Below are 25,841 nucleotides of genomic sequence, written 5' to 3'. Positions count from 1 at the left end.
GTGTCAACAATGGAAAGAAGAGTGCCAATTACGGTTGAAGAAGCTGTTCGTAAAGTGATGGGATTTGCTGATAAAGGCTTAAAGGAGCTATTACCAATTGAATTAGCTTATGGACGTATATTAGCGGAGGATTTAGTAGCTGACCATGATGTACCGTCATTTAATCGTTCGCCGTATGACGGATTTGCTATTCGAGCAGAAGATACTAATTTAGCAAGTTATGAAACGCCAATTGTATTTGAAGTAGTGGGTGAAATTGGTGCAGGATCGCTATTCCATGAGAAAGTAGGTCCGTTTCAAGCAGTTCGAATTATGACGGGAGCACAAATTCCGAATGGGTGTGATGCGGTTGTTATGTTAGAGCTGACTCGTCAATATGAGAAGAATGGCAACAATTATATGGAAGTGAAGCGATCATTCAAAAAGGACGACAATATTTCTTTTCAAGGTGAAGATGCTCGTAAAGGAACGGTTCTTGCAAAGAAAGGATCGTACATTAATCCAGGTATTTCAGCTCTTCTTGCTACATTCGGTTATAGTGAAGTGCCAGTTGCGAGAAAGCCTGTAATTGGACTGTTAGCGACTGGGAGTGAATTGCTTGATGTCGATGATTCATTACAGCCAGGGAAAATTCGAAACAGTAATACGTATATGATATTGTCTCAAATTCGAAGAGCGGGCGGAAGAGTAAAATATTTTGGAAAGTTTAGTGATGATTTTAATACGTGTTTTACAGTTGTCAAAGAAACGCTTGGGCAAGTAGATATGTTAATTACAACGGGCGGTGTATCAGTAGGAGATTATGATTATTTACCAGCTATTTACGAAAAGTTAGGTGCATCTGTTCTCTTTAATAAAGTTGCAATGCGACCAGGAAGTGTTACGACTGTAGCACAATTAAATGGCAAGTTATTATTTGGTTTATCAGGAAATCCATCAGCTTGTTACGTAGGATTTGAATTATTCGTAAGACCGTGTATTCGGACGTATATGTTTAGTGAAAAAGTACATTTAAAAAGAGAAAAAGCGTTATTAGGAGAAGATTTTCTAAAACCGAATCCATTTACAAGATTTGTACGAGCAAAATTGCAATATGATGAGGGGAAATTAATCGCTTATCCATCAGGGTTTGATAAATCTAGCTCAGTTTCTTCATTGGCAGAATCAAACGCGTTTATCGTATTGCCGGGCGGGACAAGAGGATATAAAAAAGATATGTTTATTGATGTTCTTTTATTAGAAGATAACGAAGGTAGTGAATGGCCTTGGACATTTCATAAAGTGAGAGGTGGTTTTAATGGGACAAGTGCTATTTGAGATTGTAGATAATCCGATTTTAGTTGAAGAAGTAACGAATAAAGTCGCAAGAAGGGAAGCAGGTGCGATTACAACATTTATTGGTACAGTGAGAGAATTAACAAAAGGAAAACGAACGCTACATTTAGAGTATGAAGCATATAAACCGATGGCAGTAAAACAACTTATGAGAATTGGTGAAGAGATTAGTGAAAGATGGCCGGATGCAAAAGTAGCAATTACGCACCGTGTAGGGCGGCTAGAAATAAAGGATATTGCGGTAGTCATTGCAGTTTCATCACCGCATCGTAAAGTAGCTTATGAAGCGAATGAGTACGCGATTGAACGTATAAAACGAATTGTTCCAATTTGGAAAAAAGAATTTTGGGAAGATGGAACGATGTGGATTGGAGATCAACTTGAAAATACACCATATCCAGAAGGAAAACCAAAGAAGGAAGAATGAGAAAATGATTACAATTTTATTGTTTGCAAATTTGCGTGAGGAAGTTGGATTGGATCAATTAATAATTTCAGAAAAACAAGAAATGACTGTTGGGCAATTAAAAGAATGGTTGAAAGATAGTTATCATTTGCAATCCTTGGATACAGTAATGGTTGCAATTAATGAAGAGTTTGTAACGAATGAAGAGATGATAAAAGCTGGAGATATAGCCGCATTAATCCCGCCCGTTAGCGGAGGGTAATAAGCTTTTTCACCAGATGAAGCGCCAAGAAGATGTTGTATATAAATTAGAATAAGAGAAGGGATGAGTTCTATGCTTACTCAAGAACAAATAATAAATGCATTAAAACATGTAGAGGATCCAGAGTTACACAAAAGTGTTGTAGAATTAAATATGGTTAGAAATGTACAAATGAACGGAACAGAGGTTAAACTTGAAGTAGTACTAACAATCCAAGGTTGTCCGTTAAAAGCAAAAATTCAACAAGATATTGAAGAATCACTTCACGCAATTGGTGCCTCTAAAGTGGATATAACATTTGGTTCTATGACGCAAGAAGAACGTGCAGCTTTAACAGAGAATTTAAAGAAAAATACTAGAACAGAAACTGGTATGCCGAGCATGCTTCGCCTTGATTCGGGAGTACGGTTTATTACTGTAACGAGCGGAAAAGGCGGAGTTGGAAAATCAACGGTGACAATTAATCTTGCAACTGCACTAGCTCGTATGGGCAAAAAAGTGGGGATATTAGATGCAGATATATATGGTTTTAGTATTCCAGCTATGATGGAAACGAATAAGAAACCAACGATGATTGATCAAACGGCAATTCCAGTCATTAGTCACGGTGTTAAAATCATGTCGATGGGATTTTTTACAGAAGGAAATAACCCAGTTATGTGGCGCGGACCGATGCTAAATAAATGGATTCAAAATTTCCTTGCGAATACGCACTGGGGAGAATTAGATTATTTATTACTTGATTTACCACCAGGTACAGGAGATGTTGCGATTGATGTTGCAGCGATGATTCCGCAAGCGAAAGAAATAATTGTTACAACTCCGCACAATGTAGCTTCATTCGTTGCTTCAAGAGTCGGTGTAATGGCAAAACATACGAAGCATGAGATTTTAGGTATTGTAGAAAATATGGCTTATTATGAAGAACAAGATGGATCGAAAAATTATCTGTTCGGAAAAGGCGGCGGCGAAATGCTTGCAGAACAATTGCAAACAGAAGTAATTGCCAAGATACCTTTTGCAAAACGTGAAGAAAATAGCGGTTCATCTGTATATGATGAAGATTCTCTTGTTGGAGAAGTGTTTACATCGTTAGCTGAGGATATTATTTATAGAGGATAGAGGGGGAAGTTTAGTATGGCGTGTAACATTGATCATTCTATTGAAGATGTGATGAATAAGCTCGAAAGTCAAAAGAATTCTTTACCTGAAGGGATCTTTAAAGAGTTAAAGAGTTTTTTACAAGGTAATCATTCGCAGAAATTATTAAATGATATTTTTCACCTTCTAAAAAAGTATGATTTAGTCAGTGAGGAAGAACGAGAGACGAGAAACGCACAATTATTGCACATTTTGAATTAAGTACTCTTTGGCTTTAGAATTTTTTCAGAAGGGGTGAATGTGATGGATATGAAAAAGATGATTGAAACGCTAGAAGTAACTAGAGTGACTGACGAGGAATTATCGATTTCGAATTTACATCCAAAGCTTGTGAAGTTGTATAGTCAAAAAGATAGTACAGAGTATACGAAGCTATTAAAATATATTTTATCATTATCCGTGCAGTTGAAGCTGAATCTCGTATTGAAATATTTTGGTGTGCGTCCGATTGTTGCTGCAGACGATCGTATGCAATTTCAAGAGATATTTAAATGCTTAGCTAAGAAAGATGATAATGGGGAATGGTTTCTAAATTTTGTTTCTTTATATGTAGGGCTAATTGTAGTTCTTCATTTTGATGAGAAAGTGATTGAGAGCAGTTTTTTTGATAATATGGTAGTGGGTGAATGTAATGAAATATAAGATTCTGCTCATAACATTTTTCTATTTAAATGCTTTAACTGCGATTTTAGTTGGTTATGTAAATATGAAAGTAACTAATTAAGAAAAAGGAATGAAACTAGTTTGATAAAAAGAGTTCTTCAGTTGTTTCCGTCGTTTTTTCGTGTTACCATTAAGCGAATTTTTCATGAGGAGAGAAAGCGATGAAATGGATTTATTTTCTTATTATTAACGTTATAGCTTTTAGCCTTATGGGGCTTGATAAACGAAAAGCAAAGAAGAAACAGTGGAGAACGCCAGAAAGTACGTTGTTTTTATCAGCGGCAGCTGGGGGAGCAGTTGGAGCTTGGATCGGTATGTATATGTTTCATCATAAAACTCATAAAAAGAAATTTGTTTTCGGCATACCGTTACTTATTGTAATAACGGTATGTTTATTATTCGTTGTATGAGAAATGTCGAAAGAAATGCAGATTGATTATTGGTAAAGTGAGCATGTGAGACCGTATAATGGAGAAAAAAATGAGAAGAGGAGAAAAAGGAAGATGGGGAGTCAATCAGCAGAGCAAAAAAAAGGGATACTATATGCGGCTGGTGCTTATACGATGTGGGGAATCCTACCGATCTATTGGAAATGGGTTGAGGAAGTTCCAGCAGATGAAATATTAGCACACCGCATCGTTTGGGCATTTGTTTTTATGTTACTTGTATTAGGTGTTACGAAGAGGTTTCGCCAGTTTATTGGGGAATTTGTGAATCTTTTTAAACGACCTAAATTATTAATGTCATTAACAATAGCTTCAGTCTTGATTAGCGGAAACTGGTTTGTTTACATATGGGCCGTTAATCATAATCATGTTATTGAAGCGAGTCTTGGCTATTATATTAATCCGCTTATTAGTATTTTACTTGGTACAGTCGTTTTAAAGGAAAAGTTAAACTTTTGGCAATATGTTGCAGTTGGTTTAGCAGGAGTAGGGGTTGTCATTTTAACAGTACGTTTCGGATCTATTCCGTGGGTTTCTCTTTCACTTGCCTTTTCATTTGGATTGTACGGATTAACGAAAAAACTGTTAAATTATGATGCTACAATTGGACTTACGATGGAAACGATGTTAGTGACGCCGTTTGCGATCATTTATCTTGTTATGACAGGAGCACATGGTTTCGGCTCATTTGGATCTATTTCAATGTTATCAACGTTACTTTTAATAGGAGCAGGTATTGTAACGGCATTACCACTATTTTATTTTGCAAAAGGAGCACAACTTATTCCGCTTTATATGGTGGGATTTTTACAATATATTGCGCCAACAATTAGCTTAATTTTAGGTGTATTTGTATTTGGTGAACATTTCACATCTACACATATGATTGCATTTTTCTGTATATGGGTTGCTTTATTTGTATTCTCGGTAGCGAAGACAAAGTTTTTAGTGCAGAAACAACCGAAATTTATAAAAAATAAATCAGCAAAAGTATCATAATGCGTAGTATTTTCTACGCATTTTTCTTTATACTTATATTATATAGAATTTCCATTATAGTCAGTAAGGAGCTGAGAACATGGAAACAATTTTACATAATGATCCGCTTATGGCAGCTGTAATTTCATGGTTTTTAGCACAATTAACGAAAGTAGTCTTTAAATTAGTTAAAATGGGTGAATTTGATTTTGCAAAGTTTTTTGCTTCAGGTGGGATGCCAAGTTCTCATGCTTCAACTGTTACAGCGCTTGCTACAGGAGTTGGAGTAGTGGAAGGTGTGGAAAGCTCGATGTTTGCGGTTGCTGCTATTTTTGCCATTATTGTTATGTATGATGCTTCAGGAGTAAGGCTTGCAGTAAGTAAACAAGCAAAAATATTGAATGACTTTTTTCACGGTAGAGAAACAGAATATAAGAAGTTAAATGAACTTGTTGGGCATACACCGTATGAAGTAGTAGTTGGTGCTTTATTAGGGATTATTGTCGGAGTAGGATATTGTTTATGAGCAGAACATGTTATATGTTCTGCTTTTCTTTGTTTTTATACATATTCAGCTACCTTTTTGAATATCGTTATACGGATTTCGAAAGGGTGGGTGAGTAACTTGTTATTATATGAAAAAGTGCATGAAGAAATAGCGAGAAGAACAACTGTACTTCAAACGATGCAACGGCAAGATGGTACGTGGCGGTTTTGTTTTGAAGGAGCGCCACTAACAGATTGTCATATGATTTTTTTATTAAAATTATTAGGTAGAGATAAAGAGATAGAACCGTTTGTAAAAAGATTAGCATCACTTCAAACAAATGAAGGAACATGGAAATTGTATGAAGATGAAGTGGGTGGTAATTTATCTGCTACAATCCAATCTTATGCTGCCTTACTTGCATCGGAAAAATATACAAAAGAAGATGCGAATATGAAGCGAGCGGAAATGTTTATAAATGAGCGTGGGGGGGTAGCGCGTGCTCATTTTATGACGAAGTTTTTATTAGCGATTCATGGAGAATATGAATATCCTTCTCTCTTTCATTTGCCAACACCAATTATGTTTCTGCAGAATGATTCCCCTCTCAGTATATTTGAATTGAGTAGCTCAGCACGTATTCATTTAATTCCGATGATGTTGTGTTTAAATAAAAGATTTCGAGTAGGGAAAAAGTTATTGCCAAATTTAAATCACATTGCAGGCGGGGGCGGAGAATGGTTTCGGGAGGACCGATCTCCGGTTTTTCAAACACTATTAAGTGACGTGAAGAAAATTATAACGTATCCACTTTCTTTGCATCATAAAGGATATGAGGAAGTAGAACGTTTTATGAAAGAGCGTATTGATGAAAATGGAACATTATATAGTTACGCAACTGCCTCGTTTTATATGATTTATGCTTTACTTGCATTAGGACATTCTATTCAATCACCAATTATTCAGAAGGCTATAACGGGAATCACATCTTATATATGGAAGATGGAGAGAGGGGGCCATTTGCAAAACTCTCCGTCAACGGTATGGGATACAGCTTTACTCAGTTATGCTTTGCAAGAAGCTCAAGTTCCGAAAGCAAGTAAAGTGATTCAAAATGCATCAGCGTATTTACTAAGAAAACAGCAAACGAAGAAAGTAGATTGGAGTGTACATGCACCGGATATATCCCCAGGTGGTTGGGGGTTTTCGGATGTGAATACGACGATTCCAGATATTGATGATACAACTGCTGTGTTAAGAGCATTGGCGCGAAGTAGAGGGAACGAAAATGTAGATAATGCTTGGAAGCGAGCGGTTAATTGGGTTAAAGGATTGCAAAATAATGATGGTGGTTGGGGGGCTTTTGAAAAAGGAGTAACGAGCCGTATATTAGCAAATTTACCAATCGAAAATGCAAGTGATATGATTACAGATCCTTCTACACCAGATATTACAGGAAGAGTGTTAGAGTTTTTCGGGACATATACGCAAAATGAATTGCCCGAGAAACAAAAACAAAGTGCGATAAATTGGTTAATGAATGTACAAGAGGAAAATGGATCATGGTATGGGAAATGGGGAATTTGTTATATATATGGTACGTGGGCAGTGTTGACTGGTTTACGGTCACTAGGAATACCATCTAGCGATTCATCATTGAAACGAGCAGTTTTATGGCTTGAACATATACAGCATGAAGATGGTGGCTGGGGAGAATCTTGCCAAAGTAGTGTGGAAAAAAGATTCGTTACTTTGCCATTTAGTACACCATCCCAAACAGCATGGGCTTTAGATGCCCTCATTTCTTACTATGATAAAGAAACACCAGTCATTCGAAAAGGTATTTCATATTTGCTCTCCAACCCTTATGCAAATGAAAAATATCCTACTGGAACAGGTTTACCAGGTGGATTTTATATTCGTTATCATAGTTATGCTCATATATATCCGTTGCTTACTTTGGCTCATTATGCAAAAAAATATAGAAAATAAACCGAGAGATGTCTCTCGGTTTATTTTGTTGGGTAGTAGGTCCCTTTTGAAAAGAATAAGGTTGTGATGTACCTTATTTTTCGGTTGATTGGCGTTTTTGACGTGCATCAGCGGCATTTGCACGTGCGTTTGCTTCTAAGTCATTGTGGTCAGCGAGTTCGCGAGAGAACTCAACGTCAATGCCATCAGTTGCTTTGCTTTGTTTGAAATTCTTTTTGTTCATTCGACACAATCTCCTTACACTTTATCCTGCATAACGGGTAGTAAAATTCCCACCTCAAAATTCAGATGGAACAAAGAAGCTAGGTGGGAGATTAACTGCCCGTAAATGCCCGATTGGTTCAACTAATAATCAGTGGGGATGAACAAACTTCCCACTGATTAAAGTTTCACTTTATGCGACGTTGCAAAGTTAGTTTGACACAAATAGACTTTTTTATACAAAGAGGAATTGGAAAGCAAGGAGCCGAAATATACAGTATAAGTAATAGAAATGAGGGATAGGGATGGAGTTTTTAAATGGGAAAACAGCTGTTGTAACAGGAGCTGCACAGGGAATTGGAAAAGAGATTGCAAGGGTTTATGCAAAACTAGGGGCGAAAGTATTAATTAGCGATGTAAATGAAGAGAATCTACAAAAAACGACACGTGAGTTATCAGATGAAGGATATGAAGTGTGCTCATATCGATGTGATGTGAGTAATCAAAATGAAGCAAAGTCGTTAATTGAATATGCGGTTCAAAAATTTGGTACATTACATATTTTGGTGAATAATGCTGGAATTACAAGAGACGCAATGTTACATAAAATGGAGAAGTCTGCTTGGGAACAAGTATTACAAGTGAACTTAACTGGAGTTTTTTATTGTATGCAACCAGCGCTTCTTTACATGAGACAACAAGGGTATGGACGCATTATTAATATATCTTCAATTAGTAGAGAAGGAAACATAGGTCAAGCAAATTATGCGGCTACAAAGGCAGGAGTTGTCGGTTTAACGAAAACAGCAGCGAAAGAAGTTGGAAGCTTCGGTATTACTTGTAATGCGATTTGTCCGGGGTTTATGGATACAGATATGACAAAAACGATACCAGATAAAGTGAAAGAAAAGATGGTTGGTGCTATTCCAGTTGGTAGAATTGGAACGCCAGAAGATATTGCGAACGCGGCAGCCTTTTTAGCATCAGAATACGCATCTTATATTACAGGTGAAGTATTAAATGTGAGCGGAGGACTGCAAGTTTAAAGGAATACATAATGAAAAGAACCTGACCAGGTAGGTCAGGTTCTTTTCATTAATTTAAGTTAAGCCAAACGCTCTTTACTTCTGTATAGTTATTTAATGCGTAAGATCCCATTTCACGGCCAAGACCAGATTGTTTAAATCCTCCAAATGGAGATGCTGCATCAAAGACGTTATAACAGTTTACCCATACTGTACCTGCACGTACTTTACTTGCAACATAGTGTGCTGTTTTAACATTTTCTGTCCACACACCAGCCGCTAAGCCGAATTGTGATTTATTTGCACGTTCAATTACTTCATCAATATCGTTAAACGGTATTGCAGAAATAACTGGACCGAAAATCTCTTCTTTTGCGATCGTCATTTCATCATTTACGTCAGCGAATACTGTAGGAGAAACGAAGTAGCCTTGATCGAATGGATTACTTCCTCCGCAAAGTACTTCAGCGCCTTCTTCAATCCCTTTTTCAATGTAGCCCATTACACGTTTTTGTTGTTCTTCAGAAACGAGAGGACCAATTGTTGTTTCAGGGTTAAGACCGACACCTTGATTTAGTTTTTTAGAATAGAGGACGAGATCAGCCATGACATTATCATACATTTTCTTCGGAACAAATAAGCGTGATCCAGCAGAGCATACTTGTCCTTGGTTAAACATAACACCAGAAAGTGCACCAGGAATCGCGCGAGATAAATCAGCATCTGGCAAGATGATATTTGGTGATTTACCGCCTAACTCAAGTGTAACGCGTTTTAATGATTCGGATGCTTGTCGCATAATTTGTTTACCGACAGGAGTAGAACCGGTAAATGCAATCTTATCAACGAGTGGATGATTAACGAGAGCTTGTCCAGCTGATTCACCGAATCCAGGTACGATATTAATAACACCTTTTGGGAATCCAGCTTCTTCAATTAATTCAGCTAAGTATAGAGCAGATAGTGGAGTTTGTTCTGCAGGTTTTAAAACGATTGTACATCCTGTAGCAAGCGCTGCTCCCATTTTCCACATTGCCATAAGAAGCGGGAAGTTCCAAGGGATAATTTGACCAACGACACCAACAGCTTCATGGCGTGTATAGTTAAAGTAATCACCGGAAACAGGAATTGTTTGACCAACGATTTTCGTAGCCCAGCCAGCGTAATAGCGCATATGCTCAATTGCAAGTGGTATGTCTGCTGCCATTGTTTCACGGATTGGCTTTCCGTTATCTAATGTTTCGAGCTGTGCAAGCTCTTCTTTATGTTCTTCCATTAAATCAGCTAACTTGTACATGAGACGGCTTCGCTCAGCAGTGCTCATACGAGACCAAGGACCTTCGTCAAAAGCCATGCGAGCTGCGACTACAGCTTTATGAATATCTTCGCGACCAGCTTCAGAAACGACGGCAAGTGTTTCACCAGTTGCTGGATTAGGTGTTTTAAATGTTTTACCGGAAGCGCTTTCAATGAAAGATCCATTCACATATAACTTTTTTGTACCTTGAAGAAACTTTTCTACCTTTTCATGAAGATTTACAGCTAGTTGACTCATTGTATAACCCCCTTGAAAATATAATGTAAACGCAGTACGAGACGGCGCTTATTCCGAAATCAAGGATGTGGAAACTAGATGGAAAGCCTCTAATTAAAATCATAATTAAGAAATACTGAAAATTCAAATTTCATTTGTGTTACAATTGTAAAAAATATGTAATGTAAGAGAAGCTTCTATATAATTATAAAAAATCCTGCTTGTTTTTGCTTTCTAGTAGGAAAAACTAGAAGAACAATGGTACAATAATACATCGTGAGAGGAGGGGGAAAAATGAAAGATTATCATGATGATCCACGGTTTCGAATAGCTCATAGAGAAGCGTTAATTGGTCTTGGACTTGCTATTATTAATTTTATAATATGGTACGGATTCGCTTATGGGCTTGGTAGTAAAAATCCGAGTGAATATACATATGTATTAGGTTTTCCCGCATGGTTTTTTTATAGCTGTATCGTTGGATTTATCGTTATGGTTATTTTACTTAGTTTAGTTGTTCGTTTTGTATTTCAAGATATTTCACTCGATGAGGAAGAAAAAAGTGAGGAATAATAGATGAATTGGTATGTAATCATTCCAATGATAATTTCGTTTATCGTTGTATTTTTAATTGGTGTATATGCTTCAAGACGCGTGCAAGCAACTGCTCATAATAAATTTTTACAAGAATATTTTCTTGGTGGGCGTGAGCTAGGCGGTTTATTATTAGCGATGACAATGATTGCTACGTACGGTAGTGCAAGTAGCTTTATTGGTGGTCCCGGTATTGCTTACAATATGGGGCTTGGATGGGTACTGTTATCTGCGATTCAAGTTGTAACAGGGTATATCGTTTTAACGGTTATCGGTAAAAAGTTTGCAATTATCGCTAGGAAGATGGAAGCAATTACTCTTATCGATTATTTAAAAGGGAGATACAATAATAAAGCAGTTGTTATACTCTCTGCGTTATGTATTATTATCTTTTTATTTTCGGCGACAGTAGCCCAGTGGGTCGGCGGCGGACGATTAATCGAGTCACTAACGGGTCTATCGTATACAACAGCACTATTTTTATTTACTTTTTCTGTACTTGTGTACGTATTAATTGGTGGTTTTCGTGCAGTCGCGCTATCAGATACATTATTAGGAATCATTATGTTAGTTGGAACGACAATCATTTTAATTGCTACTGTCATTGCTGGTGGTGGAATTGAAAAGATTATGCAGGAACTTGTTCAAATTAATCCGAATTTAATTACACCATTCGGCGCAGATGGCAGTTTAACGAAATCATATGTTACATCATTTTGGATTTTAATTGGAATTGGTGTTGTAGGTTTACCGCAAATTAGCGTGCGTGCCATGTCTTATAAAAATTCAAAAGCTATGCACCAAGCTTTAATAATTGGAACAGTTGTCGTTGGTACAATTATGATCGGTATGCATTTAACAGGTGTATTTGCAAGAGTAGTACTTCCAGGTATAACGGTACCAGATAAAGTAATGCCGCTACTCGCGATGGAAGTGTTGCCACCTTGGTTAGCTGGAGTTTTCTTAGCTGCACCAATGGCGGCGATTATGTCTACAGTAAACTCTTTATTATTACTTGTAAGCTCGTCAATTATTAAAGATATATACGTAAATTACATAAATAAAGATGCAGCAGACAGTACGATAAAAAAAGGAAGTTTGTGGATTACTGGTATTGTAGGGCTACTCGTTTATGCAGCGGCGATTAAACCACCAGATTTTTTAATATGGCTAAATTTATTTTCTTTCGGTGGATTAGAAGCAGCATTCATTTGGCCAATCGTATTAGGGTTATATTGGAGAAAAGGAAATGCTACAGGAGCGCTTGCTTCCATTTTCGTTGGAGTAGGTTCATATATGTGTATTCATCTTTTCTATCCAAATCCGTTCGGTATACATACAGTTGTCTTCCCAATTTGTTTTGCGTTTATCGCTTATGTTATTGGAAGTATGAGTGCTGTAAAAAAAACAGTATAGGTTAGCTGAAGAACGTAGTCCTTATAAGACTGCGTTTTTTCGTATGAATTTGTTCTTTTTTATTCTGTATATCCACGTTTATTCATAAGTTAATAACAACTGAGGAGATGGAGTTGAGGTCGATGAAAAAAGTGTTATTTTTAGGAGACCCAGGAATTGATGACTCTTTAGCGATTATGTATGGATTGTTGCATCCTGATATTGATATTGTTGGGGTAGTAACGGGATATGGAAATGTAACACAAGAAAAGGCGACAAGTAATGCCGCATATTTATTGCAAATGGCAGGACGGGAAGATATACCTGTTATTAATGGTGCGAAAATTCCTTTATCCGGAGATGTTACAACGTATTATCCAGAAATTCATGGGGCAGACGGTTTAGGACCAATTAAACCTCCAAAAACTTTTTCGCCAAATATAAAACCTTTTTGTGCATTTTTTGATCTTCTTGAAAAATATAAAGGAGAATTAATAATAGTCGATGCTGGTAGATCAACAACACTAGCGACAGCATTTATTTTAGAAAAGCCGATGATGAAGTATGTGAAAGAATATTATATAATGGGCGGTGCTTTCTTGATGCCTGGCAATGTAACACCAGTCGCAGAGGCGAATTTTCATGGTGATCCCATTGCGTCACAATTAGTCATGCAAAATGCCAAAAATGTGACATTAGTGCCACTTAACGTTACATCGGAAGCAATTATTACGCCGGAAATGGTAAAATATATTACGAAACACTCTAAAACGAGTTTTAATAAGTTAATCGAGCCGATATTTACGTATTATTATAAAGCTTATAGAAAGTTAAATCCGAAAATAAAAGGAAGTCCAGTACATGACGTCGTTACAATGATGGTTGCGGCAAATCCATCCCTTTTAGACTATGTATATCGTCGTGTCGATGTAGATACAGCTGGAATTGCAAAAGGAGAGAGTATTGCTGATTTTCGGCCTCAACCTGATGCAAAAGCATTAAAAAATTGGGTGCGAATTGGTTGGTCGTTGCATTATAAAAAGTTTCTTGAGGATTTTGTGAAATTTATGACGTAGACATAATAGGAGCATACAAGTTAAAATAATGGAGATGGTTATTTAAATGACCATCTCCATTATTTTGTTTTTAAATGATAAATAGAGAAGAGTTACACAATAGGAGAGGAATTTTACTTGAAAAAAACTATAGTATGCGCAGTAATTGTGGGTATTTTTGTTTTGCTAATATCGGGTAACTTTTTAGTGAAAAAAGTGTGGAGTTCAAATAATGATGATGCACAGTATATTGCATCTTTTATTGAAGAACATAAAGATGAAAAAAATAGTGCGCTTCTAGTAAAGAGAAATGATAAAGTTGTTTATTCTGTAAACCCAAATGTTGTATTGCCAGTTGCTAGTACGATGAAATTAATTGTGGCGCTTGAATATACGAAACAAGTTACTGAAGGGAAAATTGATTCGTCTAGTTTCGTGTCGATTAATGATGTGAATCGCTATTATGTGCCAAATACAGATGGTGGTGCACAAGATAGATGGCAAAAGTATTTGGAGAAGACGGGCAAGATAACTGAAGGAGCGGTTTCTTTAGAAGAAGTGGCAAAAGGAATGGTTAAGTTTAGTTCGAATGCAAATGCTGAATACTTAATGGAATTGTTAGGATTAGATAACATTAATCGAAACTTACAAAGTTTATCACTTCCTGCACATCAACCACTATTTCCAATCGTTTCATCTTTGTATATCCCGGGATATTTGCATAAAGAATTACATGTTCCAAAATATAAAATAGAGAAAAAGTTAAAAGAAATGTCTCAAGAGCAATATCGTGAATATGCGATGATTATTCATGAACGCTTAAAGAAGAAGGGACCATTATTACAGAAGGAAATTCCGCTTTATTTAGAGGAACGTTACGACAAAATTTGGTCAGATAGATTACCAGCAGCTTCGGCAAATGATTATATGGTATTACTTCAAAAGGCAAACCATAAAGGTGGTTTGACAGAAGCTGAAGAAAAAGTGTGGGCAAATATCGTTGAAACAGACATGAGTGCCAAGAAATACCGTAAAACATTTAGACATGCTGGACAAAAGAATGGTTACACACCATGGACGGTTACAAAAGCGGTTTACGCTATGGATAAACGTGGAAACTGTACAGAAATTGTGTTTTTGGCGAACAATTTAAATGAAGACGATAGTGCAGAAATACGGAAACATTTAGCAAACTTACATTTCCAAGTGTTGCAAAGTGATAAGTATGATGCGACTTTTATTAAATAAACTCGGTGCAGAGAGCACCGAGTTTATTTTTATCCTGCTTTAATGGGCAGTAAGACCCCCACCTCAAAATTCAGCGAAAGCAAAGAAGTTAGGTGGGGGATCAACTGCCCTTAAAAGCCCGATTGGTTCAACTAATAATCAGTGGGGGATGAAGAAAACCCCACTGATTAAAGTTTCACTTTATGTACAAGCACTTTTTTTCTATCAATGGGTATGATGGGTAGTAATACTTAGGTGAGAGGGGAAAAGGTGATGAAACAGAGTAAGGAAGAGTTTATAAAGAGTGAAGGCGCTGATTTCCCTGGAAAAACATATGTGGATTGTGTATTACAACATGTATTTGATTTTCAACGAAATTACTTATTGAAAGATATGTTTCAAGTGCATAAAGCACATATTACGATGCTGACTGAAGAAAGTTTAATGAAAATAGAAGAAGCTAAAGTTATATTAAACGCACTTAGAAAAGTAGAGCGAATACCAAAAGATAAATTGGTATATACAGAGCAGCATGAAGACCTCTTTTTTTTAATCGAACATTTAATTTCTCAAGAAGCGAAATGCGATTTTGTAAGTAATATGCATATTGGTAGAAGTAGAAATGATATGGGTGTAACGATGTATCGCATGAGCTTAAGGCGGTATATATTACGATTAATGGAACATTATTTGCTATTGCAAGAAAGTGTACTGCAACTTGCTGATGATCATAAGGAAACGATCATGCCAGCTTATACACATACACAACCGGCACAGCCAACAACATTTGGTCATTATACTTTAGCAATTTATGATACGATGCAAAGAGATTTAGAACGAATGAAAAAAACGTACCAGCTTTTAAATCAGTCTCCAATGGGGGCGGCTGCACTCTCTACAACAAGTTTCCCGATTAAACGAGAACGAGTTGCTCATCTACTTGGATTTACAAATGTAATTGAGAACTCATATGATGCTGTTGCCGGAGCGGATTATTTATTAGAAGTTAGCTCGCTACTTATGGTAATGATGACGAATACGAGTAGATGGATTCATGACTTTTTGTTGTTAGCAACGAAAGAATATGACGGTATTACTGTTGCAAAGCCATATGTACAAATTAGTAGTATTATGCCGCAAAAACGAAATCCGGTTTCAATTGAACACGCTCGTGCAATTACGAGTAGTGCTTTAGGAGAAGCATTTACAGTATTTCAAATGATTCATAATACACCATTTGGTGATATTGTCGATACGGAAGATGACTTGCAGCCATATTTATATAAAGGGATTGAAAAGGCGATTCGTTTTTTTTGTATGATGAATGCAGTGATCCTAACGATGAAAGTAGAAGAAGAAACGTTAAAAAGTCGTTCCTATAAACATGCAATAACGATAACGGATTTCGCTGATGTTTTAACGAAAAATTATGAAATTCCATTTCGGCATGCTCATCATGCAGCAAGTGCTATTGCAAATATGTCATTGGAGCAGAAAAAAGAACTACATGAATTACACTTCAAAGATGTAAATATGTATTTGCAAGAACATTTTAAAATAAATTTATTAGAAAAAGAGTGGAAAGAAATTATATCGCCAGAAGCTTTTATTCAAAAAAGAAATGTATACGGTGGACCGAGTAAAAAAGAAATGAAGCGTATGATTAAAAATCGAAAAGAGTCCTTTCGAAAAGAAGAAGATGTATTTGAAAAGGAAAAACAGAGAATTTTACAAGCTGAAAATGCCTTGAATACATTAGCTTTGAATATTATTGAATCGTAAAAGAGGGATTTAATGAATTAATCGCCAATACTTAATTAAAATATAAATAGAGAGAAGAGATTGTCGATGATTCAATTACATGTATATGAAGAGATTTTTCATTTTAAAGAAGATGTTACACCATTTCTAGAAAAGAATGAGCAGGAAAATAATCTCATATTAGGTGTATTACAAATGGTTCAAGAACCGATATTTATGGGGATAGCGAAACAAGGAGAAGACATTGCGGTTGTATTTCTGCAAACAGAAGAGAAGAAACAAATCATTGTTGCAACTTCTGAAATTTCGGGAGTAGCTATTGAGGAACTTGCAAAAGAGTTAACGAAAGTATATCCAGATATTCCTGGATTGATCGGTAATAAGAAAATTGTACAGAAATTAGCGGAAGAGATTGCGACGTTAGAGCAGAAAAAAACTACTGTTGCAATGGAGCAAGGTGTATATGAATTAAAACAAGTAAAGAAAAAGTGGAACGGAGATGGAATCTTTCGAGAAGTAAGTAGTGAGGAGCTACCATTAATAGAACAGTGGATATATCAATTTTGCGAAGATGTGAAGCTTCCTACTACGAAAGAAGAAGCGAAACAAACCGCTCATACATTAATTACTAATCGTCGTCTTTTTGGTCTAGAAGTAGACGGGAAACTTGTTTCTGTAGCTGCAAAAACGAGACCAACTACAAATAATATAACAGTTAATTTCGTATATACGCCGAAAGAAGAACGGACAAAAGGGTACGCATCTAGTTGTGTCGCTGCACTTAGTCAACGTATGTTAGGCGAAGGTTACAAAACAACGACATTATATACTGACTTGGCAAATCCAACATCAAATAAAATTTATCAAGAGATTGGTTATGAGAAGTTGATGGAGTCTGTACTTATGTTTTTAGAGAAATAAAATGAAAAGGCACGCTATTAAAGCGTGCCTTTTTGTTATTCATCAATTCGAATTACTTCACCTTGCGGAAAATTCTCAGTTTCTAGTAAGTTACGAATTGCTTTCGCAACATATTCAGGTGATAATAGTTTTCCTTCTTCTTTTAATGCAATGAAGCGATCCAAATTTATGAAGTCTTCTTTATTTGTTTCACGAATTTGTGATTGCATATTTGTATCAACAACACCAGGTGCAAAAGCGACGATTTTTACTGGATATTCTTTTTCTACTTCTTCAGTTGCTACGCACTGTGTAAACATATTTACACCAGCTTTCGTTGTACAATAAGCGCCCCAGCCAAAGTAAGGATTTTTTCCTGCACCAGATGAAATGTTAATAACGCGTTTATCTACTTTCCAGTCTTTCGTATGTTTCATAAATGTAGATATAAGAATCATAGGTGCAAGTAAATTAATGTGAACGTTCGTAATGAATTGTTCGCTTTCAGCTTTTTCAATCGGCTTCATAGGTGCAACTGTACCTGCATTATTAATTAAATGAATAGAGGATACATTGTCTTTTTTAATAGATGAAATAATTTCTTTAAAGTTAGTTTCTAAGTTATGTACATCTTGAAGATCGAGGGAATGAAAAATGCAATTGCTGTTATATTGTTCTGCAAGTTTAGTAAGCTCTTTATTTTCTCTTCTAGAAATAGAGATGACAGTTGTACTTTCTTCTAACAATTGCGCAGCGATTGCCTCACCTAAACCTTGTGAAGTTCCTGTTATAATAATGTAGCGCATAGTTTTATAAACTCCTCTCATATGTGCGGAATTTTGTTGGACAACGTACATCCCATAGGTTGTCTACATTTTATAGTATAGAGCACTTTTTACTATAAATGAAATGAGATGATTGTGTGCCTTTTATAAATCGTTTTACGACAACAGTACCTGGTGCCGTCACGTTCACTGGGAATACGCTGGGGCTTAGCCCTACATCACCTGCACCAGGTAATATTTTTGGTACACTTGCTGTGTTTACGACAGTAAATACAGCGTTGCAAGTACCAGGATTCCCAGCAGGGACAACAGATGAATGGCAATTGAATTCTTCAAGTGCAATTTTAAATCTTCCAGCGGGAAGCAGTGTGTTATATGCAGAATTAGTTTGGGCTGGTACTTTCCGGACTGATACGGAAGATGTTTTACCATTTTTAAATGATAACATTACATTTACAACGCCAGCAGGGACGTTTTCTGTTACGCCAGATCCTGCTACCGCGCAGCAAGGTTCAGTAGGAAACCAGTTTTATTATGCTCGCTCTGCCAATGTAACGAATCTTGTTAGTGCAGGTGGAGCAGGCACATATACAACAGGTGCCGTGCCAGCTGCAAGAACTTCAGCTGACCCGACAATCAGTCGTTCAGCTGGATGGACGCTTGAGGTTGTGTATCAAAATGCAAGTTTACCACTTCGAAATTTGTCAGTATATGCAGGCCAAGAAATTATTGATGCTTCATCACCACCAGTTGATGCTACTATTTCAGGATTTGCTACGCCGGCAACAGGAGCTGTTACAGGAAGAGTGCTCGTAACTGCTCAAGAAGGCGATTCTAACATTGTTGGAGATCAACTTCGCTTTGGACCGAATGCAAATGCTACAGTGGCATTATTCGGACCGAGAAACCCTGCGAATAATTTCTTCCAGTCTCAAATTTGTAATGACATTGGAGAGTTAGATACAACCGGGACATTTGGAGATTTGAATCAGCCGTTAGGGATAGCTTTAGCTGTCCGAAGACAAGGATGGGATATTACGAATGTAAATGCCTCTGCATCATTAGTAAATAATCAAACGTCAGCAACAGTTCGATTTGTTACAAATGGAGATGGATACGCTGCAGCTGGTTTTGGTGTTCAAATTGATGCAACAGGTCCAATTATTAATCCTGTTAAATCGGTTAATAGAACAGTCGCAGGGGTAGGGGATACTCTCACTTATACGATTACGGTCCCAAATACAGGGACAGGAAGTGCAGAAAACGTTGTATTACGTGATAGTATTCCGAACGGAACGACGTTTATAGCAGGTAGTGTAACAGTAGGTGGAGTAACACAACCGAATGCAAACCCTGCTAATGGAATTAATTTAGGTATAATCCCAAATAACACGCAAAGAATTGTTACATTTCAAGTTCGAATAACATCATTCCCGAATCCCAATCCTATTTTAAATCGTGCAATGGTGTCATATCAATTCCGTCCTTTCGTTGGTAGTCCTCCTATTACAAGTACTTCTTCTTCAAACACAGTGCAAACGACAGTGAATCAAGCAACTATAAGTATGCAAAAATCTGTAGATTTACAGACGGCAACGCTTAATGATGTATTAACGTACACAGTTAATGTCACAAATAATGGGAACGTTACTGCAAACAATGTTATTTTTGTTGATAGTATACCTGCTGGAACAACATTTGTTCCAAATAGCGTTACAGTGAATGGAGTAGCACGTCCAGGAGCGAATCCGGCAAGTAGTATTAATCTTGGGAGTATTAATGCATCGCAAACGACTGTAGTGCGCTTTCAAGTTCGAGTAACATCGAACCCTCTTGTCAATCCAATTCCAAACCGTGCGAGTGTAACATTTAACTTTACTCCAGTGCCTGGTCAACAACCAGTTTCAGGGCAAGCGACAAGTAATACTGTAGTTACGACAATTAATATAGCTGATATAACAACGAGAAAAACAGTGGATAAAGCTTTTGCAACGGTTAACGACGTTCTTACGTACACGGTAACAATTCAAAATACAGGAAATGTACTTGCAACGAACGTTATTTTTCAAGATCCAATCCCAATTGGAACGACATTTATCGCAAATAGTGTGACTGTGGACGGGGTTTCACAACCTGGGGTAAATCCAGCGACTGGGTTTACAGTAGCTAATATATCTCCTGGCGGAAGTAGGACTGTTACATTTCAAGTACGAGTAACATCTACACCATCGGGAGGTACGATTGCAAATCGCGGAAATGTATCTGCTAATTTCGTCGTTATTCCGAATCAGCCACCGATAACAATTAATAGACAAACGAATACAGTTGTGACACAAGTTAATACAGGCGGTTTAAATTTAATAAAAGAAGTAAATACAACGCAAGCGGCGGTAGGGGATACTTTAACGTACACAATTGCCGTCCAAAATACAGGGAACGTTCCGTTAACAAATGTATTTTTCCAAGACCCTATTTCTTCTGCGGTTTCATTTGTTGCAAATTCTGTAACAATTAATGGAGTACAGCAAAGTGGACTAAATCCGAATACAGGATTCTCTCTTCCGAATATTCCTGCGGCTCAAACGGTTGTAGTCACATTTGACGTAGTAATTGTACAGAATCCAGAAAATGAAGATATTTTAAATCAAGCAAATGTAACAGCAAGCTTTCAAGTGAATCCGAATGAACCACCAGTAACAATCAATGTACCGAGTAATGTTGTGAATACGACAATACAATCAGGAAACTTTGAAGTTGTGAAAGCAGTGAATACGGATGTTGCAACAGTAGGGGATGTTTTAGTATATACAATCGAAGTTATAAATGCAGGTAGTGTACCAGCTACAAATGTGTTTTTCCAAGATTCAATTCCGCAAGGGACATTATTTATTGAAAATAGTGTATTGGTTAATGGAGTTTTACAAGAGGGGGCAGATCCAGGACTAGGATTCCCATTAAATGATTTGCCTACTGGCGCAAGTGTTATTGTTACGTTTGAAGTATTAATTGATGAAATTCCCCAAGGAAATAATGTCGTAAATAATGCGAATGTAACTGGAGATTTCCTTGTAAATCCAACAGAGCCACCGATTACTGTAACAGTACCAAGTAATACTGTTATGACGGTCGTGAATTCTTCAGGGTTAAATGTAATGAAAAGTGTAAGTGCTACTGAAGCCGGTGTAGGAGATACGTTAACGTATACAGTTCGTATACAAAATAGTGGAACAGTAGCAGCAACAAATGTATCATTCCTTGATCCGATTCCAGTCGGAACCACTTTTGTAGCGAATAGTGTAACAATAAACGGGACACCTCAACCAGGTTTAAACCCAACAACTGGATTTCCACTTGCTAATATTCCAGTAGGAGGGATGGTAACAGTTACTTTCCAAGTGACAATCACGAGTGTACCACCAAATAGGGCGCTTCCGAATAATGCAAATGTAACTGCCGATTTTCAAGTAAGCCCGTTGCAGCCACCAATTACAATTGTAACAATTAGTAATACCGTTGTGACACGAGTGAATGTAGGATCAATTAATGTAATAAAAAGTGTAAATACACCACAAGCCGGTGTAGGAGATACGTTAACGTATACGATTCTTATTCAAAATACAGGAACTGTTCCTGCAACGAATATTGTTTTTCAAGATCCAATTCCATCTGGTACTGCGTTTGTAGCAAATAGTGTGACGATAAATGGAGTCGTACAGCAAGGCGCGGATCCTATGCTAGGTTTCCCGGTACCAAATATTCCGGTCGGGCAAACGGCTACGATTACGTTTCAAGTTACAGTGACGAGTGTTCCGAGCGGTGGAAATATAAGAAACCAATCGAACGTTACTGCAAGTTTTCTTATAAATCCAGCAAACCCTCCAATAACGACTGTTACAAATAGTAATTTTGTAGTGACGCAAGTAAACACAGCACAGTTAAATATACAAAAATCTTCATCTGTACAACAAGCAGCACTTGGAGAAACTTACACGTATTCTGTTGTCATTCGAAATAACGGTACAGTAACAGCAACGAATGTCTCTTTCCTTGATCCAATTGCTTTAGAAACAACTTTTGTAGCAAATAGTGTAACGATAAATGGAACGCCACAACCTGGATTTGACCCAAATGTTGGTTTCCCGCTTCCTAATATTGCAGCTGGAACATCATTGACAGTAACGTTCCAAGTTACGGTAGTTGCACCGTCTACACGTGGAGCAGTATTAAATACAGCATCTGCTACAGCCACTTTCTTATTAAATCCTTTACAGCCACCTGTAACAACAACGAATTCAAGTAATACAACGGTAGTTACAATACCGTTACCTCCTCCTGGTGAAGTAACTGCAACAAAAACAGTTGATGTTGCAACTGGGGCCGTTGGGGATGTATTAACGTATACTGTGCTCATTTCAAACGTAGGAATTATCTCTGTTACAGATGTGTTCTTCCAAGATGTCATACCAGAAGGAACGATGTTTGTTGACAATAGTGTAACGATAGGTGGAGTGCAGCAACTTGGTTTAAATCCAGAAATAGGATTTACAGTTACTCCATTATTAATCGCTGGTGGAAGTATTGAGGTCACATTCCAAGTGACGATTACAGAAATTCCAGATAATGAAGTCATATTAAATGATGCAGATGTTACATTTACTTCACAACCAAATCCGCAGGAACCACCGATTACGGAAACGATATTAACAAATTTAGTCGTTACGACAATTAATATAGCGTTTATTTTTCCATTGAAACTAGTAGATAAAGAAGTAGCGACGGTAGGGGAAATATTAACGTATGATGTATTGATTTTTAATTTCGGAACAGTGCCAGCGACGAATGTTCAATTTATCGATACTACTTCCGCGGGTGTAGCATTTGTACCAGGAAGTGTGAGCATAAACGGGGTACCAGCACCAGGATTAGATCCTTTCATTGGTTTTACAGTTCCAGATATACCTGTCGATGATTTTGTACTTGTCACATATCAGGAAGTGGTTACAAGCATACCAGAAGGTGGAACGATTGTTAATTTTGTAGACGTTACAGCTACATTTGCTGTAAGTGAAACAGAACCGCCTATTACGGAAACGACGACAAGTAATACGACATTAACGGAAATCAATGAGCCTGGTTTGAATGTTTTAAAATCAGTGAGTCAGCCGGTTGTTGCAGTAGGCGATACAATCACATATACAACAGTAGTTCAAAATACAGGAACAGTGCCAGCAACGAATGTTCAATATAGTGATGTATTACCTTCCTCTATAGCATTCGTGCCGAACAGTGTAACGATAGATGGTGTGTTACAAACTGGATTCAATCCGAATAACGGATTCCCGCTTCCAGATATAAATCCAGGTGAAAGTGTAGAAGTCATCTTCCAAGTAACCGTTGTTAGTGCGCCATCAAACGGAACAATTGCCAATACGGCAAATGTAACTGGAAGTTTTGTATTAGTACCAGGAGAACCACCAGTTATAGTAACAGAGCCGAGCAATACAACACTTACAACTGTAAATAGAGGGCAATTTAATGTTATTAAACAAGTAAATAGGGTTGCTACTCTCGTTGGAGATATATTAACGTATACGGTTCAAATAACGAATACAGGAACAGTAACAGCTAATGCTGTTCAGTTTGTTGATACCATTTCAGCAGGGGCGTCATTTGTACCAAATAGTGTAACGATAAATGGAGCCTCGCAACCAAACTTAAATCCAATTACTGGATTTGGAGTTGGAGATATACCGGTAGGTGAAACAGTTATAGTGACGTTTCAAGCGACAGTTACAAACATCCCGTCATCAGGAACAATTACGAACGTTGCAAATATAACAGGAAGCTTTACTTTAGTGCCAGGAGAGCCACCGGTTGTAGTAACAGAGCCGAGTAATACGACGATAACTAGAGTGAATAGAGGACGATTCAGCGTTATAAAATCTGTAAATAAAGAAGCTACACGATTAGGAGATACGTTAACTTATAGTGTGCAAGTTACAAATACAGGAACAGTAACAGCAACGAATGTTCAGTTTATCGATGTTCCATCACCTAGTTTAGAATTCGTTCCTGGAAGTGTACAAATAAATGGGATTCCGCAAGTAGGTTTAGATCCATTTGTAGGCTTTGCATTGCCTGACCTTGCAGTAGGGGATAGTGTATTAATTACATTTGAAGTAAATGTAATCGCAGTTCCGCCTTCTAGTAGCATTATGAATACAGCAAGAGTAACGGGTGATTTCGAATTGATTCCAGGAGAACCTCCGTCTACAATTACAAATTCAAGTAATACGACGGTTACGCCGGTAAATAGAGGCAGCTTAGATATGCTAAAAGAAGTAGACCATTCAGTTGTTGGTGTAGGAGAAACGGTAACGTATACTGTTCGTATATTAAATACTGGTACTGCTGATGCAATGAATGTTCAATTTATCGATGTGCTATCTCAGGAAGCTGATTTCGTTCCAAATAGTGTAACAATAAATGGGGTTCCGCAACCGGGGTTAAATCCGCAGATTGGATTTACGATACCTGATATACCAGTTGGTGAGACGGCACTTGTAACATATGAAGCTACGATTACAAGTTTTCCGGATGGTGGAACAGTAGTAAACGTTGCTGGAGCGTTAGCAGAATATATTTTAGTACCAGGAGAGCCGCCAGTTACAGTGATGGACACGAGCAATACAGTTATTGTAACGGTAAATACTGCAATCTTATTTGTTGCAAAAGGAGCAAACTTTGAAGTAGCGATGATAGGGGATGTTGTCACTTACGGAATCGCTGTTATAAATGATAGTACAGTTCCTGTGACCAATATTGTGTTAACAGATATCATTGATCCGAATACGCTATTTATAAATGGTACGGTAACGGTAAATGATGTACCTCTTCCATTCGCTAATCCGAATACTGGTATTCCGTTAGGTGATTTTCAGCCAAATGATGCAGCAATTATTAATTTCCAAGTTGTAATAACAGGAGGGCAAATAAATAATTTAGTTACAAATACTGCTACAGCGAATGGGCTCGCAACTGTAAATCCGAATGAGCCGCCAGTAGTAGTTGAAGGTGATAGTAATACAGTTGTTATCCCGTTTATTCCTCAAAATGTCTCAACGACAGTCGTAAAAACTGCAGATTTACAGGCAGCAACAATTGGAGATGTCATTACGTTTACGACAGTCATCACAAATACGGGTGATACTGTAATGCAAAATATTCGTTTTCAAGATATGTTAGATAGTAGTGTTCGATTTGTTCCTGGAAGTGTAACGGTCGATAATACGCCAGTGCCGAATGTAAGCCCGGCAGTAGGGTTTCTTATCGGAAGTTTAAATCCTGGTGAAGCAAGGACAGTTTCGTTCCAAGTAGCAGTACAGAGTGCGCCAAATGGTTCAGGAAATTATATAAATCAAGCGAGTATTCGTTTTGAACATCAAGTAGGCACAGTATTGCCACCTGTTACACAAATAGTAGAAAGTAACATAGTTGTCATTCCATTTGTTCCAACTATTGAACAAATTTGTGAAACAAACTTTAATTGCTTAGATAAAATTCCATTTCAATGTTCTCCGTGTAATCATTTGCATGGACATAAAAAATAAAAACAGAAAGAGCATCCTGAAAAA

At 37.3% G+C, this 25,841-nt stretch carries 21 protein-coding genes; 18 read left to right on the top strand and 3 right to left on the bottom strand.

Annotated features, from left to right (window positions below):
• Nucleotides 1-9: 9 nt before the first annotated feature.
• The 10 genes from AC241_RS17525 to AC241_RS17480 all read left to right on the top strand — a co-directional run bounded on the left by AC241_RS17525 (nt 10) and on the right by AC241_RS17480 (nt 7,730).
• Nucleotides 10-1,317 (top strand): molybdopterin molybdotransferase MoeA, encoded by a 1,308-nt coding sequence (locus AC241_RS17525; protein WP_043936411.1) that lies wholly within the window; start codon nt 10-12, stop codon nt 1,315-1,317.
• The gene (gene moaE, locus AC241_RS17520; protein WP_029443004.1) at nt 1,298-1,762 is read left to right on the top strand and encodes a molybdopterin synthase catalytic subunit MoaE; all 465 of its coding nucleotides are present in this window, start codon (nt 1,298-1,300) and stop codon (nt 1,760-1,762) included. The genes AC241_RS17525 and moaE overlap by 20 nt, the downstream gene beginning before the upstream one ends.
• A 4-nt stretch (nt 1,763-1,766) precedes the next feature.
• Complete coding sequence (gene moaD, locus AC241_RS17515) at nt 1,767-2,003, top strand: molybdopterin converting factor subunit 1 (protein ID WP_029443003.1); 237 nt, start codon at nt 1,767-1,769, stop codon at nt 2,001-2,003.
• 72 nt (nt 2,004-2,075) lie between these two features.
• Nucleotides 2,076-3,125: a P-loop NTPase gene (locus AC241_RS17510; protein WP_029443002.1), complete on the top strand. Its 1,050-nt coding sequence runs from the start codon at nt 2,076-2,078 to the stop codon at nt 3,123-3,125.
• 15 nt (nt 3,126-3,140) lie between these two features.
• A complete protein-coding gene (locus AC241_RS17505) occupies nt 3,141-3,365 on the top strand; it encodes a hypothetical protein (RefSeq protein ID WP_000752378.1) in 225 nt (74 codons plus the stop codon).
• A 42-nt stretch (nt 3,366-3,407) separates the two neighbouring features.
• Nucleotides 3,408-3,806 (top strand): hypothetical protein, encoded by a 399-nt coding sequence (locus tag AC241_RS17500; RefSeq protein WP_050844402.1) that lies wholly within the window; start codon nt 3,408-3,410, stop codon nt 3,804-3,806.
• 182 nt (nt 3,807-3,988) lie between these two features.
• A complete protein-coding gene (locus AC241_RS17495; RefSeq protein WP_016080710.1) occupies nt 3,989-4,237 on the top strand; it encodes a DUF1294 domain-containing protein in 249 nt (82 codons plus the stop codon).
• A gap of 93 nt (nt 4,238-4,330) precedes the next feature.
• Nucleotides 4,331-5,272: an EamA family transporter RarD gene (gene rarD, locus AC241_RS17490; protein ID WP_000535541.1), complete on the top strand. Its 942-nt coding sequence runs from the start codon at nt 4,331-4,333 to the stop codon at nt 5,270-5,272.
• A gap of 79 nt (nt 5,273-5,351) precedes the next feature.
• A complete protein-coding gene (locus AC241_RS17485; RefSeq protein ID WP_016080711.1) occupies nt 5,352-5,777 on the top strand; it encodes a divergent PAP2 family protein in 426 nt (141 codons plus the stop codon).
• A 99-nt stretch (nt 5,778-5,876) separates the two neighbouring features.
• Nucleotides 5,877-7,730, top strand: a complete 1,854-nt coding sequence (locus AC241_RS17480) for a terpene cyclase/mutase family protein (RefSeq protein WP_050844401.1) — start codon at nt 5,877-5,879, stop codon at nt 7,728-7,730.
• Between the two features lie 73 nt (nt 7,731-7,803).
• On the opposite strand, the gene AC241_RS17475 is transcribed toward AC241_RS17480, so the two are convergent.
• Nucleotides 7,804-7,953 (bottom strand): YfhD family protein, encoded by a 150-nt coding sequence (locus tag AC241_RS17475; protein ID WP_001035815.1) that lies wholly within the window; start codon nt 7,951-7,953, stop codon nt 7,804-7,806.
• Between the two features lie 283 nt (nt 7,954-8,236).
• Here AC241_RS17475 and fabG point away from each other — a divergent pair, with 283 nt between their 5' ends.
• Nucleotides 8,237-8,977, top strand: a complete 741-nt coding sequence (gene fabG, locus AC241_RS17470; protein ID WP_000395038.1) for a 3-oxoacyl-ACP reductase FabG — start codon at nt 8,237-8,239, stop codon at nt 8,975-8,977.
• 49 nt (nt 8,978-9,026) lie between these two features.
• On the opposite strand, the gene dhaS is transcribed toward fabG, so the two are convergent.
• On the bottom strand, nt 9,027-10,511 hold the full coding sequence (dhaS, locus tag AC241_RS17465; protein ID WP_000080279.1) for an aldehyde dehydrogenase DhaS: 1,485 nt from the start codon (nt 10,509-10,511) through the stop codon (nt 9,027-9,029).
• Nucleotides 10,512-10,784: 273 nt separating this feature from the next.
• Here dhaS and AC241_RS17460 point away from each other — a divergent pair, with 273 nt between their 5' ends.
• The 6 genes from AC241_RS17460 to AC241_RS17435 all read left to right on the top strand — a co-directional run bounded on the left by AC241_RS17460 (nt 10,785) and on the right by AC241_RS17435 (nt 17,443).
• Entirely contained in the window at nt 10,785-11,063 is a 279-nt protein-coding gene (locus AC241_RS17460; protein WP_000656244.1) for a YhdT family protein, read from the top strand.
• Between the two features lie 3 nt (nt 11,064-11,066).
• Nucleotides 11,067-12,500, top strand: a complete 1,434-nt coding sequence (gene panF / locus AC241_RS17455; protein ID WP_001104824.1) for a sodium/pantothenate symporter — start codon at nt 11,067-11,069, stop codon at nt 12,498-12,500.
• A gap of 122 nt (nt 12,501-12,622) precedes the next feature.
• Nucleotides 12,623-13,555, top strand: a complete 933-nt coding sequence (locus tag AC241_RS17450) for a nucleoside hydrolase (RefSeq protein WP_000756465.1) — start codon at nt 12,623-12,625, stop codon at nt 13,553-13,555.
• A 117-nt stretch (nt 13,556-13,672) separates the two neighbouring features.
• A complete protein-coding gene (locus AC241_RS17445) occupies nt 13,673-14,782 on the top strand; it encodes a serine hydrolase (protein WP_000751366.1) in 1,110 nt (369 codons plus the stop codon).
• Nucleotides 14,783-15,034: 252 nt separating this feature from the next.
• A complete protein-coding gene (gene argH / locus AC241_RS17440) occupies nt 15,035-16,543 on the top strand; it encodes an argininosuccinate lyase (RefSeq protein WP_050844400.1) in 1,509 nt (502 codons plus the stop codon).
• A gap of 66 nt (nt 16,544-16,609) precedes the next feature.
• Nucleotides 16,610-17,443: a GNAT family N-acetyltransferase gene (locus tag AC241_RS17435; protein ID WP_050844399.1), complete on the top strand. Its 834-nt coding sequence runs from the start codon at nt 16,610-16,612 to the stop codon at nt 17,441-17,443.
• 35 nt (nt 17,444-17,478) lie between these two features.
• Here the strand turns inward: AC241_RS17435 and AC241_RS17430 are convergent, their stop codons facing one another.
• Nucleotides 17,479-18,228, bottom strand: a complete 750-nt coding sequence (locus AC241_RS17430) for a (S)-benzoin forming benzil reductase (RefSeq protein ID WP_016080716.1) — start codon at nt 18,226-18,228, stop codon at nt 17,479-17,481.
• A gap of 116 nt (nt 18,229-18,344) precedes the next feature.
• Between AC241_RS17430 and AC241_RS17425 the strand changes: the two genes are divergently transcribed.
• The gene (locus AC241_RS17425; protein WP_050844398.1) at nt 18,345-25,817 is read left to right on the top strand and encodes a DUF11 domain-containing protein; all 7,473 of its coding nucleotides are present in this window, start codon (nt 18,345-18,347) and stop codon (nt 25,815-25,817) included.
• Nucleotides 25,818-25,841 lie beyond the last annotated feature (24 nt).

This window comes from Bacillus thuringiensis (assembly GCF_001182785.1).
Lineage (GTDB): Bacteria > Bacillota > Bacilli > Bacillales > Bacillaceae_G > Bacillus_A > Bacillus_A thuringiensis_S.
The sequence above is the reverse complement of the archived record's forward strand: the minus strand, read 5'-3'. Positions and strand labels throughout refer to the sequence as shown.